13 protein-coding genes are annotated in these 15,437 nt (G+C 68.2%); 6 read left to right on the top strand and 7 right to left on the bottom strand.

The genetic code is table 11. From position 1 onward, the window contains the following. Positions 1–133 precede the first annotated feature (133 nt). Positions 134–1,612 (top strand): glycerol kinase, encoded by a 1,479-nt coding sequence (locus OM513_RS12055; RefSeq protein ID WP_264944573.1) that lies wholly within the window; start codon positions 134–136, stop codon positions 1,610–1,612. Between the two features lie 6 nt (positions 1,613–1,618). On the opposite strand, the gene OM513_RS12050 is transcribed toward OM513_RS12055, so the two are convergent. Further along, on the bottom strand, positions 1,619–2,254 hold the full coding sequence (locus OM513_RS12050) for a hypothetical protein (protein WP_264944571.1): 636 nt from the start codon (positions 2,252–2,254) through the stop codon (positions 1,619–1,621). A gap of 22 nt (positions 2,255–2,276) precedes the next feature. After that, a complete protein-coding gene (locus OM513_RS12045) occupies positions 2,277–3,977 on the bottom strand; it encodes a class I adenylate-forming enzyme family protein (protein WP_264944764.1) in 1,701 nt (566 codons plus the stop codon). A 198-nt stretch (positions 3,978–4,175) separates the two neighbouring features. Here OM513_RS12045 and OM513_RS12040 point away from each other — a divergent pair, with 198 nt between their 5' ends. From OM513_RS12040 to OM513_RS12020, 5 genes are all read left to right on the top strand, one after another. After that, positions 4,176–5,396 (top strand): serine hydrolase domain-containing protein, encoded by a 1,221-nt coding sequence (locus tag OM513_RS12040; RefSeq protein ID WP_264944570.1) that lies wholly within the window; start codon positions 4,176–4,178, stop codon positions 5,394–5,396. A 17-nt stretch (positions 5,397–5,413) separates the two neighbouring features. Further along, on the top strand, positions 5,414–7,441 hold the full coding sequence (locus tag OM513_RS12035; RefSeq protein WP_264944568.1) for a 3-hydroxyacyl-CoA dehydrogenase NAD-binding domain-containing protein: 2,028 nt from the start codon (positions 5,414–5,416) through the stop codon (positions 7,439–7,441). Between the two features lie 121 nt (positions 7,442–7,562). Next, positions 7,563–8,717 (top strand): acyl-CoA dehydrogenase family protein, encoded by a 1,155-nt coding sequence (locus OM513_RS12030; RefSeq protein ID WP_264944567.1) that lies wholly within the window; start codon positions 7,563–7,565, stop codon positions 8,715–8,717. Between the two features lie 93 nt (positions 8,718–8,810). Further along, positions 8,811–9,938 carry an acyl-CoA dehydrogenase family protein gene (locus OM513_RS12025; RefSeq protein ID WP_264944565.1) on the top strand — a complete coding sequence of 376 codons (1,128 nt, stop codon included), beginning with the start codon at positions 8,811–8,813 and terminating at the stop codon, positions 9,936–9,938. After that, positions 9,938–10,846 (top strand): acyl-CoA thioesterase, encoded by a 909-nt coding sequence (locus tag OM513_RS12020; RefSeq protein WP_264944564.1) that lies wholly within the window; start codon positions 9,938–9,940, stop codon positions 10,844–10,846. The genes OM513_RS12025 and OM513_RS12020 overlap by 1 nt, the downstream gene beginning before the upstream one ends. Before the next feature lie 36 nt (positions 10,847–10,882). On the opposite strand, the gene OM513_RS12015 is transcribed toward OM513_RS12020, so the two are convergent. The 5 genes from OM513_RS12015 to OM513_RS11995 form a co-directional block, all read right to left on the bottom strand. Beyond that, the gene (locus OM513_RS12015) at positions 10,883–11,605 is read right to left on the bottom strand and encodes a TonB-dependent receptor (RefSeq protein WP_264944563.1); all 723 of its coding nucleotides are present in this window, start codon (positions 11,603–11,605) and stop codon (positions 10,883–10,885) included. 24 nt (positions 11,606–11,629) lie between these two features. Next, complete coding sequence (locus tag OM513_RS12010) at positions 11,630–12,370, bottom strand: TonB-dependent receptor (protein WP_264944561.1); 741 nt, start codon at positions 12,368–12,370, stop codon at positions 11,630–11,632. Positions 12,371–12,421: 51 nt separating this feature from the next. Then, the gene (locus tag OM513_RS12005; protein WP_264944559.1) at positions 12,422–13,210 is read right to left on the bottom strand and encodes an SDR family NAD(P)-dependent oxidoreductase; all 789 of its coding nucleotides are present in this window, start codon (positions 13,208–13,210) and stop codon (positions 12,422–12,424) included. Between the two features lie 125 nt (positions 13,211–13,335). Continuing rightward, positions 13,336–14,355: a phosphotransferase family protein gene (locus OM513_RS12000; protein ID WP_264944557.1), complete on the bottom strand. Its 1,020-nt coding sequence runs from the start codon at positions 14,353–14,355 to the stop codon at positions 13,336–13,338. Beyond that, complete coding sequence (locus OM513_RS11995) at positions 14,352–15,437, bottom strand: Zn-dependent alcohol dehydrogenase (RefSeq protein WP_264944555.1); 1,086 nt, start codon at positions 15,435–15,437, stop codon at positions 14,352–14,354. Before OM513_RS11995 ends, OM513_RS12000 begins: the two co-directional genes overlap by 4 nt.

The raw sequence follows: 15,437 nt of genomic DNA, 5'->3' as shown, positions 1-15,437 counted from the left end.
ATTGCGCGAAAATTCGCGCCACCGATGCATCGCGGGCACAACCGATTCGCCGCCGATCAATCGAATTCGCGCAGCCCCGCCCCGCGCACACCCGATCGCTTGCAAAGCGTCCGCGCTGCTCTAGCCTCCACGCATGCGAGAGACACTGCTCGTCCTCGACGAGGGCACCACATCCACGCGCGCCATGCTGTTCGCGCCCGACGGCACCTGCCTGGGCAGCGAGCAGAAACCGCTGACCCAGCATTATCCCGGCCCCGGGCTGGTCGAGCATGACGCCGCCGAGATCTGGACCAAGACCGCCCAGTGCGCCACCGCGATGGTGAAGGCCGCGGGCGGCCCGGACGCGATCGCCGCCATCGGCATCACCAACCAGCGCGAGACCGTGGTCTTCTGGGACCGCGATACCGGCGAGCCGCTGGCCCCCGCGATCGTGTGGCAGGACCGTCGATCGGCCGTGATCTGCCGCGAGCTGAAGGAGCGCGGCGAGGAGCCCGGCGTCCAGGCGCGCACCGGGCTGCTGCTCGATCCCTATTTCAGCGGCACCAAGATCGGCTGGGCGATGGAGCATTGGCCCCAGCTCCGTGAGGCGGGCAGCCGGCTGGCGATCGGCACCGTCGAAAGCTGGCTGGTGTGGAAGCTTACCGCTGGCGAGCGCGGCGGCGGGCTGCACGTCACCGATGCCACCAACGCATCGCGCACGATGCTGATGGAGCTGGGCAGCGGCGGATGGAGCGACGGGCTGGTCGCGCTGCTCGCCGCCCCGCGTCACGCGCTGCCGGAGATCGTCGATTGCGCGGGCCGGTTCGGCACCACGGGGCTGTTCGGCGGCAGCATCCCGATCTGCGGCATGGCGGGCGACCAGCAGGCCGCGACGATCGGCCAGGCCTGCCTCTCGCCCGGCGAGACCAAGGCGACCTATGGCACCGGCGCCTTCGTGCTCACCAACGCGGGCGCCGTTCCCCCGGCGTCGAAGAACCGGCTGCTCGCCACCGCGCTGTGGCAGATCGGCGGGCGGCGGACCTATGCGTTGGAGGGATCGGTGTTCGTCGCGGGCAGCCTGATCCAGTGGCTGCGCGATTCGCTGAAGCTCATCGGAACCGCGGCCGAGACCGAGGCGATCGCGCGATCGGTGGCGGACAACGGCGGGGTCTATCTGGTCCCCGCGCTCTCCGGCCTGGGCGCGCCATGGTGGCAGCCGGAGGCGCGCGCGGCGATCTCCGGCCTCAGCTTCTCGGCCGGGCGCGCGCATGTGGTCCGCGCCGCGCTGGAGGCGCAGGCCCACCAGAGCCACGACCTGAAGGCCGCCTTCGCCGCCGACGGCGCGGACTGGGCACGGCTGCGCATCGACGGCGGCATGGTCAACAACGACTGGATCGCGCAGGACCTGGCCGACATCCTGAACATCCCCGTAGACCGCCCCGCCTTCGCCGAGACGACCGCGCTGGGCGCGGCGATGCTGGCGGGCATCGGCTGCGGCCTGTTCGCGGACCTGGGCGAGGCGGCGGGCATGCGCGGCAAGGTGGAAACGTTCGAACCCGCGATGGGCGCGGAGGCACGGCGCATCCGCCTGGCCGGATGGCAGGACGCGGTGGCCAATGTGGTGAGGGGTTGAGCCCCCCTACCCCCGCACCACGCAGGTCCAGCCGTCCGCCCCCGCGCGCATCGGCGCATCGGAGAAGAAATAGCGGCGGAATTCGGCCTCGCTGAACGATCCGGGCCACAGGCCGCGCGGATAGGTGAAGCCGCGCCCGCCCGCGTCGCGCAACGCGAAGGCGGCGCCGTCGATCCGGTAGCAAAGGTCGCCGCCCAGCCGCACGCGCTGGCGCTCGATCCCCGCCCAATGCTCGCGCACCCCCGCGGGCGTGCTGTCGATCCAGCGCATCGAGATGCCGGACATCGCCGCGCTGGCGAGGCCGAGCAGCAGCAGCGGCGTCCACAACGGCCGCCCGTCGAACCACAGCAGCAGGATGATCGCCAGCATCGCCAGCCCGATCGTCAGCGGCAGCGGCGAGGCGAGCGCCCCGGCCGGCGCCGCCGCCAGGAAGCTCAGCGATATCGCATGCCACAGCGCGGCCGCCAGTATGGCCAGGCACAGAAGCCACAGCAGCACCCGCACGAACCGGCGCAACGGCCCCGCGCGCTCGGACGGGGCCTCTTCGTCGAGGGCGCCGCCCTCCGGATGCCCCTCGGCCATCATCGCCGCGATTCGCGCCCGCTCGCCGGCCGAAAGCCCGCTCAGCGAATCATCCGCCATCTCCACCCCCGCATGACGCCGCTCAGGCGTCTTCGGCGGCGAACATAGCGCGCAAATCCTTCTTTAGTATTTTCCCGTTGGCGTTGCGGGGCAGCGTTTCCTTCACGAACTTCACCGCCACCGGCACCTTGAACCCGGCCAGCCGCGCGCGGACCCATTCCTGCAGCTCCGCCTCGGTGGCGCTGGTGCCGGGGGCCAGATGGACCACCGCGGCAGGTTCCTCGCCCAAGGTCTTGTGCGGGATTCCGATCAGCGCGCAATCGGTGACGGCCGGGTGCGCGTAGAGCACGTCCTCGACCTCGCTCGAATAGATGTTCTCGCCGCCGCGGATCACGATGTCCTTCGCGCGATCGACGATGAACAGGAATCCTTCCTCGTCCAGCCGCGCCAGATCGCCGGTACGCACCCATCCGTGGACGAAGGTCTCGGCGGTCGCCTCGGGCTTGTTCCAATAGCCCTTCACGATCATCGGCCCGCGCGCCCACAGCTCGCCCACCTCGCCCAGCGGCAGCTCGCGATCGCCTTCCGGCGACATGATCTTCAGGTCTGCGACCGCAACCGGCGGGCCGGCGCTGTTCGGACGGTTCAGATAGTCCTCGCCGAAATGGTTGGTCACCGTGGCGGTCGTCTCGGTCATGCCCCATCCGTTGCCGGGCAGCGCGCCGAACTCCTCATGGATGCGCTTCACCAGCTCGGGCGCGGAGGGGGCGCCGCCATAGGAGATCGTCTCGAGCGACGAGAGATCGTATTTCGCCCGGTCCGGATGCTCCAGCAACTGCCAGGCGATGGTCGGCACGCCGCCTGTGGTCTGCACCTTCTCGCGCTGGATGATCTCCATCGCCTCGATCGCGTCCCATTTGCGCATGAACACCAGCTTCGATCCCGAAGCGATCAGCGTCATCATCGCCGCGCTGCTGGCGGTGACGTGGAACAGCGGGATCACCAGCAGGCACACCTTGGGCTCCGGCATCGCGGGCAGCGCCTCGCCCCGGCGCAGCAGCGTCCGCGCCTGGGCATAGCCGCTCGACAGGATGTTGGTGACGAAGTTGCGGTGCGTGCCCAGCGCGCCCTTGGGGTGGCCGGTGGTCCCGCTGGTGTAGAAGATCGTCGCCTCGTCGTCGGGCGCGATATCCGCCTCGGGAAAGCCGATGTCCTCCAGCGAAGCCCAGTCGTGCGGCGTGCCGATCAGCACCTCCAGCCGGCCTTCGCCCTGGGTCAGCTCGCTCTTGCCGCGGCTCACGATCACGCGCTCGACGCCGCTCAGCGTGGCGTAGCAGCCCTTCAGCCGCTCATGCCGCTCGCCATCGACGATCAGCAGCTTGGCGCCCGAATCGTTGAGCGCATATTCGATCTCGCCGCTGGTCCACCATGCGTTGAGCGGCACGATGATCGCGCCGATGCAGACCGCGGCGAAGAAGATCACCGGCCATTCGGGCAGGTTGCGCATCGCCATGGCGACGCGATCGCCCTTGCCCACCCCCAGCTCGCGCAGCCGCGCCGCCATGTGGCAAACGGCGCGATAGTTCGCCTCATAGGTGACGCGCTCGTCCTGGTAGACGGTGAACTCGCGCGCGCCATAGGCCCGCACGAGCTGCTGCAGCGTGGCGAGCGTGGGCGGTGCGTTTTTCCACACGCGCGTGGGGACGCCGCGGATGTCCGCCATCGCCATTTCGAATCGCGCGCCGGGCGCCGTCAGCACCCGTTCGACCTCGTCGAGCGGCATCTTCGGCCAGTCCGCGGGGATCGGCACGATGGGTTCGGGCGGGACGCTGGTCACCGGGGCATCTCTCCAACTTCCGAAACTCCGGTTTGGCCCGGAGCTGTTGCTTGCTGTTCAACTAGTGTTGATTCAAGACGCGCTCAAGGCAATAGGGGAAAGCCATCCGCTTTGCCGGATTCGAATGCGGGGTATGGAGAGACGATGCGTAGCGTGCAGCCCGGACAACCGCATTTCGACGCCGGCCGGCTGGCGCGAATCGATGCGCTCGTGAAGGAACGTTATCTGGACAGCGGCCTGCTGCCCCATGCCCAGCTCCTGATCGCCCGCGGCGCCGACATCGCCCATTTCTCCAACCAGGGCGCCGCGCGCGAAGGCGGGCCGCCGGTCGACGAATCGTCGCTGTTCCGCATCGCCTCGATGACCAAGCCGGTCACCAGCATCGCCTTCATGATGCTGGTCGAGGAGGGCAAGGTGGCGCTCGACACGCCGGTGCATCATGTGCTGCCGGAATTCGCGAACCTGGGCGTCTATGCCGGCGGCGGCGTGGACGTTCCGTTCCAGACCACCCCGCTCGACCAGCCGATGCGGATGGTGGACCTGCTGCGCCACACCTCCGGCCTTACCTACAGTTTCCAGTATCGCAGCAACGTCGATGCCGCCTATCGCGCGGGCAAGATCGAGCGCTGGCACGGCCACCTGACCAGCGCGGAGTTCGTCGCCGAGCTGGGCAAGCTGCCGCTGGAATTCTCCCCCGGCGCGGAGTGGAACTATTCGGTGTCCACCGACGTACTCGGCTTCGTGGTCGAGCGGCTGTCGGGCATGCCGCTGGACCGGTTCTTCAAGGAACGCATCTTCGATCCGCTGGGGATGCACGATACCTTCTTCCAGGTGCCCGCCGACAAGGTCCACCGGCTCACCGACTGCTGGACGCTCGTGCCCGGCAAGGGCCGCGTGATGTATGACCGCGGCGCCGAGAGCGCATGGTCCAACGCGCCGCGCCAGCTTTCGGGCGGCGGCGGGCTGGTCTCCACCGCGCGCGACTATCACCGGTTCGCGCTGATGTGCCTAGACGGCGGCACGCTCGACGGCGCGCGGATCGTGTCGCGCAAGACGATCGAGCTGATGACGCAGAACCACCTGCCCGGCGGATCCGATCTCGCCACCATGTCCAAATCGATGTTCAGCGAGACCACCAACGCCGGCGTCGGCTTCGGCCTGGGCTTCGCGGTCAACATCGATCCGGCGAAGACGCTGATCCCGGGCAGCAAGGGCGAATATTACTGGGGCGGCATGTTCTCGACCGCCTTCTTCATCGATCCCGTCGAACGGATCATCATGGTCTTCATGACCCAGCTCAGCCCCTCATCGGCCTATCCGATCCGGCGCGAGCTGAAGACGATGATCTATTCGGCGCTGAACTGAGCAGACAGGAGAGTAGAATGTCCGTGATCACCACCGAGCGCCAGGGCGACGTCCTCGTCGTCCTTTCGGACAACCCGCCGGTGAACGCACTGGGCGCCGCCGTGCGCCAGGGCCTAGACGCCGCCGTTGCCGAGGCTGCGGCCGACGATTCGATCAAGGCGGTCGTCATCGCGTGCAAGGGGCAGACCTTCTTCGCGGGCGCCGACATCACCGAATTCGGCAAGCCGATGGCCGATCCGCCGCTGCCGATCCTGGTCGACAAGATCGAGGCACTGGACAAGCCGGTGATCGCCGCGATCCACGGCACCGCGCTGGGCGGCGGGTGCGAGGTGGCGCTGGCGAGCCATTACCGCATCGCCGTGCCCTCGGCGAAGCTGGGCCTGCCGGAGGTCAAGCTGGGCATCCTGCCCGGTGCGGGCGGCACCCAGCGCCTGCCCCGCGTCGCGGGCGTCCCCGTCGCGCTGGAGATGATCGCCAAGGGCGATCCGATCTCCGCCGGACAGGCCAAGGAAGCCGGCCTGGTCGATCGCTTGGCGAACGAGGGCAGCCTGCTGGAGGATGCGATCGCCTTCGCCCGCGAAGTGGCCGGCGCACGCCCGCTCCCCCGCGCGAGCGAGAAGACCGTAGCCGCCACGCCCGAGATGTTCGCCTATTTCCGCAAAGCCAACGCCAAGCGCTTCCGCGGCTTCGAGGCGCCGGCCGCGATCATCGACCTGGTCGAGCGCACCGTCTCCATGCCCTATCAGGACGGCGTGGTGCTAGAGCGCCAGGGCTTCATGAAGCTGATCATGGGCGTCCAGTCGGCGGCGCAGCGCCACATCTTCTTCGCCGAACGCAAGGCGAGCAAGATCGACGGCATCGCGGACGACATCGCCAAGCGCCCCATCGCCCGCGTGGGCGTGATCGGCGCCGGCACGATGGGTGGCGGCATCAGCATGAACTTCCTGTCGGCCGGCGTGCCCGTGACCATCGTCGAGATGGCGCAGGACGCGCTCGACCGCGGTACCGGCATCATCCGCAAGAATTATGAGGCCACCGCCGCCAAGGGCCGCATGACCGCGGAGCAGGTGGAAAAGGCGATGGGCCTGCTCACCCCGACGCTGAACTTCGACGATCTCGCCGCCTGCGACCTGATCATCGAGGCTGTGTACGAGAGCATGGACGTGAAGAAGGAGGTGTTCGGCAAGCTCGACAAGATCGCCAAGCCGGGCGCGATCCTCGCCTCCAACACCAGCTATCTCAACATCGACGAGATCGCAGCCAGCACCAGCCGCCCCCAGGACGTGCTGGGCATGCACTTCTTCTCGCCGGCCAATGTGATGAAGCTGCTGGAGGTCGTGCGCGGCGCCAAGACGGCGGACGATGTGCTGGCCACCGTCATGGCGCTCAGCAAGAAGATCAAGAAGGTCGCCGTGGTGGCGGGCGTCTGTTACGGCTTCATCGGCAACCGCATGCTGATGCCGCGCCAGGTGGAAGCGAACAAGCTGCTGCTGGAAGGCGCCACCCCCGAACAGATCGATCGGGTGCATGTCGAATTCGGCATGCCGATGGGGCCGTTCCAGATGGCCGACCTGGCCGGCGTGGACATCGGCTGGCATCGCGATCCCACGCGGATCGAGAATGTCCGCGACGCGCTCGCCGCCGAGGGCCGCTGGGGCCAGAAGAAGGGCGCGGGCTATTATGACTATGACGAGAAGCGGAACCCCACCCCCTCGCCCCGCGTCGCCGAGATCATCGGCGAATGGCGCGCAAAGACCGGCACCCCGCAGCATGAGGTGACCGCCGAGGAGATCATCGCGCGCACGCTCTACACGATGGTCAACGAAGGCGCGCTGATCCTTCAGGAAGGCATGGCCCAGCGCGCTTCGGACATCGATGTGGTGTGGATCTATGGCTATGGCTGGCCGGTTTATCGCGGCGGCCCGATGTTCTGGGCCGATACCGAAGGGCTGAAGAAGATCGTCGCCGGGCTGGAGCGCCACGGCTTCGAGGTCGCCCCGCTGCTGCGCGAAAAGGCCGAGAAGGGCGAACGCTTCACCAGTTGAGCGGCGGAAAACGGGGCGCGAACCGGCCAATCCGGCGGCGCCCCGCAACCTGCCCAGAACTGTCCCCTCACCCGTGCCGCTCCCCCTGCGGGAACGGCCGAAGGGAAAGGAACGAGAGAGGATGACCGAGGATCTTGATGCCTTCCGCGCCGAGACGCGCGCCTGGCTGGAGGAAAACTGCCCGGCGGCGATGCGTGAGCCGGTCCGCAGCGACAAGGACGCATGCTGGGGCGGCCGGAACTATGTGCCGTCGTGCCCCGAGCAGAAGCAGTGGCTCGACCGGATGGGCGCGCGCGGCTGGACAGTGCCGGATTGGCCGAAGGCATATGGCGGCGGCGGGCTGACCGCGGCTGAGACGAAGGTGCTGCGCGAGGAGATGAAGCGCATCAACGCGCGCAATCCGCTCAACAGCTTCGGGATTTCGATGCTCGGCCCGGCGCTGCTGAAATATGGCAGCGAGGCGCAGAAGCTGGAGCATCTGCCCAGGATCGCGCGCGGCGAGATCCGCTGGTGCCAGGGCTATTCGGAGCCCAACGCGGGATCGGACCTGGCGGGCCTGGCGACCAGCGCGGAGGATATGGGCGACCATTTCCTCGTCAACGGGCAAAAGGTGTGGACCAGCTATGCCGATGAGGCGGACTGGATCTTCTGCCTGGTGCGCACCGACAAGTCGGTGAAGCAGGCGGGGATCAGCTTCCTGCTGTTCGACATGGCGTCCGAAGGCGTCAGCACCAAGCCGATCCTGCTGATCAGCGGCTATTCGCCCTTCTGCGAGACCTTCTTCGACAATGTGAAGGTGCCCAAGGCGAACCTGGTCCACGAGCTGAACAAGGGCTGGGACGTCGCGAAATATCTGCTGGGGCATGAGCGCGAGATGATCTCGGGCTTTGGCCTCGCGGCGGGCGAGGACCCGCTGGTGACGGCGGCGCGCAAGGGGATCGATCCCCTGTTGCGCGCGCAGGTGGCGCTGTTCGAGGTGCGGGCGCGGGCCTTCTCGGCGATGTCGGAGAAGTTCCTCGACGAGCTGAAGGCGGGCAAGGCGCACCCGGCGCAGCCTTCGATGATGAAATATTATGGGACCGAGCTGAACAAGACGCGCCACGAACTGCTGATGGCGGCGGGCGGATCGGACACGCTCGAATGGGAAAGCGCGGCGAGCAACCATGGCGCGGCGCCCCGCGCCTGGCTGCGCACCAAGGCCAACTCGATCGAGGGCGGGACGAGCGAGATCCAGCTCAACATCATCGCCAAGCGGATCCTGGACCTGCCGTCCTGATCCCGTCCCGCCGGCGGGGACGCGCGTTCCCCGCCGGGCCACCTACCCTCACCACCCACTCCCCGCGGGCGGGAGGGGGAGAAGGAACCGAACATGCCGCTATACCTTAACGACGAACAGGCGATGCTGGCCGATACCGCGAAGGACTTCGTCGCCGCGAACGCGCCGGTCGGCCACATGCGCGCGCTGCGCGATTCGGATGATCCCACCGGCTTCTCGCGTGCGCTGTGGAAGCAGTTCGCCGAGATGGGGTTCACCGGCGTTCTGGTGCCGGAGGCCGATGGCGGGCTTGGCCTGGGCCATGTCGAGGCGGGCGTGGTGCTGGAGGAGATCGGGCGCAACCTCTCCCCCTCCCCCTTCCTGACGACCGCTGTGGCCGCGGTGGCCGCGCTCGATGGCACGGCGCAGCGCGAGCGCTGGTTCCCCGGCATCCTGGCGGGCGACACGGTGGCGGCGCTGGCGATCGACGAGGGCCGCAAGCACGACGGGCGCATCGCGATGGCGGCGGAGCGTTCGGGCAACGGGTTCCGGTTGCGCGGGGCCAAGCGCTTCGTGACGCACGGCCATGTCGCGGACCTGCTGCTGGTCGCGGCGCGCACCGCGGGATCGGCGGAGGATGCGGACGGGATCACGCTGTTCGCGGTGCCGCGCGACGCGCCGGGGCTGACGGTCACCGCCGAACGGCTGGCCGACGCCAGCATCGCCGCGGGCATCGCGTTCGACGGCGTGGCGCTGGACGCCGACGCGGTGGTGGGCGAGGTGGATCAGGGCAGCGCGGTGCTGGCCCGTCTGCTCGTCGCGGGCCGCGCCGGCGCATCGGCCGAGATGCTGGGCGTGGGCGGCGGCGCGATGGACATGACGGTCGGCTATCTGAAGGAGCGCAAGCAGTTCGGGGTGCCGATCGGCGGGTTCCAGGCGCTGCAGCACCGCGCCGCGCATCTCTACAGCGAGATGGAGGTCGCGCGCGCGGCCGTTCTCAAGGCCCAGCAGCTCCTCGACGCGGGTGATCCCGGCGCGGCCGCGGCCGTATCGGTCGCCAAGGCGATGACCGGGCTCGCCGCCACGCTTGCGGTGCAGGAGGGCGTCCAGATGCACGGCGGCATCGGCATGACCGACGAATATGATATCGGCTTCTACATGAAGCGCGCCCGCGTCCTTGCCGAAATGTTCGGCGACACCAATTTCCACGCCAACGCGCTCGCGCAATCCGCGGGATATTGATGGCCGATAGCGATCCCACCGCGCGCGCTTCCGATCCGGAGGGGCTGGTCACCCAGCTCATCGGCCTGCTCGACGTCGAGCAGCTCGATACCGATCTATATCGCGGCGCGCGCCAGCCGGGCGGGGTCGGCCGTGTGTTCGGCGGACAGGTGATCGGCCAGGCGCTGCAGGCGGCGCAGCGATCGGTGGAGGACGGAAAGGCCGCACACTCGCTCCACGCCTATTTCATGCGCCCGGGCGACGAGGCGTTCCCGATCATCTACCGCGTCGTGCGCGATTTCGAGGGGCGCAGCTTCGCCACCCGCCGCGTGATCGCGATGCAGAAGGGCCAGCCGATCCTCAACATGGCGGCCAGCTTTCAGCTTCCAGCGGAGGGCTTTGCGCACCAGGCGGACATGCCGGACGTGCCCGGCCCTGAGGAACTGCGCCCGGAAAGCGAACTGCGCGAGGAGATGCGCGAGCTGATCCCGGAAAAGGCCCGGCGCTTCTTCCTGCGGTCCCGCCCGATCGAGATCCGGCCGGTGATGCCGCTCAACTGGGTGAACCCCACGCCGCGTGAACCCGTTCAGCATAGCTGGTTCCGCGTCGCCGCCCCGTTGCCCGACGATCCGGCGCTGCACCGCGCGATGTTGGCCTATGCCAGCGACATGACGCTGCTGGGCACCTGCATGCTGCCGCATGGCGTGAGCTGGATGAAAGGCAATGTGCAGACGGCCAGCCTGGATCATGCGCTATGGCTGCACGAGCCGTTCCGCTTCGACGAGTGGCTGCTCTATTCCACCGACAGCCCCTGGGCCGGCCACGCCCGCGGCTTCAACCGCGGCCACATCTTCAGCCGCGACGGCCGGCTGGTGGCAAGCGTGACGCAGGAAGGCCTGATCCGGCAGCGGGACGCAAAACCGGCTTGAAAGCCGCCCGCACCTTCCGATCCCTGCCCCGCCCCGTCAATCCTTGCGGATGACGTAGGCCGAGGGGAGGTAGAGGAACACCTCGACCGGCCCGCCGCGCGCCCATTCCACCGGCCGGTCCAGCCCGGTGACGTCCACGCCATAGCCGGGGCCGAACTTGGCCGCCGCCTCCCGGGCGTCGGCGGCGATCAGATCGATGATCTGGCCGCGATACTGATCCGGGTTGACCACCGACAGCGTCGGTTCGCCCCAGGTCATGAACGAGGTGCGGCCCACCTTGCTTACCGATCCGATGAACTTGGCGATCTGGAGCTTCGCGGCCGGGATATCCATGCCGGGCACCAGCTTCACCTTCACCAGGAAGGTCGTCTGCGACGTATCCGGCCGCCCGTCGCCCGCGAAGTTCAGGTTGCGCATGCTGTTCAGCGTCAGCGGTTCCAGCACGTAATCGCCGGTGGCCAGTTCCACCCCGGCCTTCGCCGCCGCGCCGATGGCGTTGCGCAGCGTCGCGTTCAGCTCCTCCATGCGCTTGGCCGCGTCGCGCGTGTCGCCGGTTATGCGCACGGACTGGACGACATAGTCGGCGGTCCGCTTCAGGTTGATGATCGGGCGCGAAGCGGCGACGATGCCGCCGGAATAGCCCCCGTCATAGTTGCCCGCCGGGCGCCGCTGCGCGGTGACGATGATCTCCTGCGCGAACGCGGGCGTGGCGCTCGCGATCAGGGGCAGGGCGATCAGGCTCTTGAACAGGATCCGCATGGCATCACTCCTCCCGATCGCAGGTCAGTCTCGCGGCCGCACGGTGCTGGCAGCCGGCAGGAATAGCTGCACCTCGGTCAAGCTCGCGCGCTTCCATTGCACCGGCCGGTCCAGCCCGGTCACCTCGACGCCATAGCCGGTGCCAAAGCGCGCGCTGGTCTCGCCCGTATCCTTGGCGATCAGATCGATGATCGCGCCGCGATATTGCTCCGGGTTCACCACGCTGAGCGTCAGCTCGCTATAGGCCTTGATCTCGGCGCGGCCGACAGCGGGCACCGCCTTGATGAACTTGTCGATCCGGGCCAGCGCGGTCTTGGCGTCGATGCCGGGCGCCAACGGCACCTTGACCAGGAACTTCACGGCCTGGCCGTTCTCCTCATCGTCCTCGCCGATCGCCAGTTCCTTGTAGTTGGCGGCGGTCAGCGGCTCGACGACGATCTCGCCGGTCGCGAGCTGGACGCCCGCGCCGGCGGCGAGCTCGATCGCCTTGCGGGTCATCGCATAGACCTCCGCATTGGCGTCGTCCTCGTCGATCGTGTCGCTGACCACGATCACCTGCTGAACCGCGAAATCGGCGGTACGGCGGAGCATCTGGACCGCGGCGGGCAGCGGCACCACCTTCTCGCGCGCGCTATCGTCATCGTCGTCGGGGTTGAGGCGCCGCATGCCGGTGACGACGATCTCCTCGCTACCGTCCTGCGCGAAAGCGGGCGCGGCACCGGCGAGGATGCCAAGCGCGGCCAGGCCGGTGAGAAAGCTCCGCATCTCGATCCCCTCCTGCGTTTCGGCGCAGCGTGCGGGGGATCGCGTCGGCTGTCAAACGGCGGTCTTGCCGAACTCCTGCCGCGTCACCGGATGGCTGGTGGAAAGCCCGCCATCGACCACCCAGGCCTGGCCGTTGACATAGCTCGCCTCGGACGAAGCCAGGAAGGCGACGACGCGCGCAATCTCATCGGGTACGCCGGCCCTGCGCAGCGGGTTAAGGCGGCCGATCTTGTCCTCCACCCCCTTCTCGCGCGCATAATCGAACGCGCGCTGGGTCATCCCCGTCTCGATCAGTCCGGGACAGACGGCGTTGACGCGAACGTTCGATCCCGAAAGCTGTTGGGCTGCGGTCTGCACCAGGTTGATGACCCCCGCCTTGGACGCCGAATAAGCCGCCCCGCCCGCGCCGGAGCGCAGCCCGGCCACGCTGGCGGTGCAGACGATGGCGCCGCCGCCGCGTTCGACGATCCTCGGCGCAGCATGCTTGATCGCCAGGAAGGGGCCGATCAGGTTGACGCGCAACACCTCGGCCCACAGCTCGGCAGTCTGATCGAAGATGCTGTCGATCCCGCCCGCGATGCCCGCGTTGGCGAAGAAGACGTCGAGCCCGCCGAAGCGATCGCAAGCCAACGCCACGACCCGCTCGACATCGGCTTCGGAACCCGCGTCCATCTGAACGGCGATCGCGCCGCCGCCCGCCAGCGCGGCGGTTTCATGCACCGCCTCGCTCTTGTCCGCGGCGATCACCTGCCCGCCCTCGGCCGCGAAGGCGAGGGCAGTCGCGCGGCCGATCCCCGAGCCCGCACCGGTGACGATGATCGACTTGCCGTGGAAGCGCATGGCTTTCTCCTGTCTATTTCATGCGAAGGCGCGGTTCTTATTCGCGCGGCGCAAAGTGCGCGCGGAGATGCGCTATCCGCTATCGCCGAAGGCGCCCGATGCCCCACCCCAGCGTGAACGAAAAATCACCCCGCCCCGGCCTTCACCGCAAAGCCCCATGCGGCGGCAACCAGCCCGGGCAGGCGCTCCACCGTATTCGCCGCCTGGGCAGACGATGCGTTGCCGTCCAGCATCCGCTTCTTGATGCCCTGCACGATGCCCACCAGACGGAAGAGATTATAGGCGAAATACCAGTCGAGCTGCGGCACCCCGTCGCGCCCGGTGGCGGCGCAATAGCGCGCCACCATCGCCTCCAGCTCCGGGATGCCGGTCCGTGGCCCGGTCAGCCCCTTCACGCCCGAACGCCCCTCCGGCTCGGTCGCCCAGCTCATCAGGAAATAGGAGAAGTCGGCGAGCGGATCGCCCAGCGTCGAAAGCTCCCAATCGAGCACCGCCAGCACGCGCGGACCATCGGGGGCGAAGATCATGTTGTCGATGCGGTAATCGCCATGGACGATGCTGGTCCGCGTCTGCTCGGGCACCGTGCGCGGCAGCCACGCGATCATCGCGTCGACCTCCGGCAGATCGTCGGTCTGGCTGGCGCGATATTGCCTGGACCAGCGCTCCACCTGACGCGCGAAATAATTGCCGGGCTTGCCGTAATCGCCAAGGCCCACCGCCTGATAATCGATCGAATGCAGCGCCGCGAGCGTATCGACGATCGCGTGATAATGGGCGGTGCGCGCGTCCGGGGCCATGCCCGGCAGCGCGCCGTCCCACAGCGTGCGGCCCTCCACCATCTCCATGACGTAGAAGGGCGATCCCACCACCTCCGCATCCTCGCACAGGCCATAGGGCCGCGCGACCGGGAAGCCGGTGGGGTGCAGCGCCGCGATCAGCCGGTATTCGCGCTCCACGGCATGCGCCGAGGGCAGGATCGGCCCGAACGGCTTCCGGCGCAGCACATAGGAGCCGCTGGCCGCATCGATGCGATAGGTGGGGTTGCTCTGCCCGCCGGGGAATTTCTCGACGCGCGCCAGCCCGTCGAAGCCCGCGACATTCGCCGCAAGCCACGCGCCGAGCCGGGCTTCGTCCAGATCGCTCATGCGAACTCTATGACCGATCGCACGCTGTCGCCCTTGCGGAGCTTTTCCAGCGCGTCGTTCACCTGCCCCAGCACGATCCGCTCGGCCACCATGGTGTCGAGATCGAGCAGCCCGTCGAGATACATGCGCACCAGCCGGGGCATGTCGATCGGGAATCGGGTAGAGCCCAGCAGCGATCCCTGGATCTTCTTGCCCGTCAGGAAGGTCGGCCCGGGCAGCGTCACGCTGTTGCCCGGCGCGATCATGCCCAGGATCGTGGCGGTGCCGCCGCGGCGCAGGATAGTCCAGGCCAGCTCGGCGGTGTTCGGCCGCCCCACCGCCTCGATCGCATAATGGACACCGCCGCCGGTGAGCGTGAGTACCTCCTTGGCGAGCCCGTCCATCGTCGCGTCGATCGCGTGGGTGGCGCCCATCTTCAGCGCGATCTCGCGCTTCTCCGCCACCGGATCGATGGCCAGGATCATGCCCGCGCCCGCGATCTTGGCCGCGTTGATCGCCGACAGGCCGATGCCGCCCGCGCCGATCACCGCCACGCTCTCGCCCGGGCGCACGCGGCTGTCGTTGAACACCGCGCCCGCGCCCGTGATCACCGCGCAGCCGAGCAGCGCCGCGCGATCGAGCGGCATCGCCTTGTCGATCGCGACGCAGGCGTTCTCATGCACCAGCATCATCTCGGAAAAGGCCGACAGGTTCAGGAACTGCGCCAGCGGCGTGCCGTCGGCCAGGCGGATGCGCGGCTCGGCGTCGGCGGGGCGCCGCGTCGAAGGATCGACGCATAGCGATGGGCGCCCGGTGACGCACATCTCACAGCTTCCGCAGAATACGGTGAAGAAGGTGATGACGTGATCGCCCGGCTTCAGATGCGCGACATCGCTGCCCACCGCCTCCACCACGCCGGCCGCCTCATGCCCCGGCACCGTCGGCACCGGATGCGGGAAAGCTCCGTCGATGAAATGCAGGTCCGAACGGCACACGCCGCAAGCCGCGGTGCGGATCAGAACCTCGCGCGGGCCGGGATCGGCCAGGCGAATGTCGGCGATCTCCAGCGGCTTTTCCGCCTCGAACAATATCGCTGCCTTCAT

The sequence above is a fragment of the Sphingomonas canadensis genome, from assembly GCF_026013525.1.
GTDB classification, from domain to species: domain Bacteria; phylum Pseudomonadota; class Alphaproteobacteria; order Sphingomonadales; family Sphingomonadaceae; genus Sphingomonas; species Sphingomonas canadensis.
Note: the sequence above shows the minus strand (reverse complement) of the source record. Positions and strands in the feature narration are given on the sequence as shown.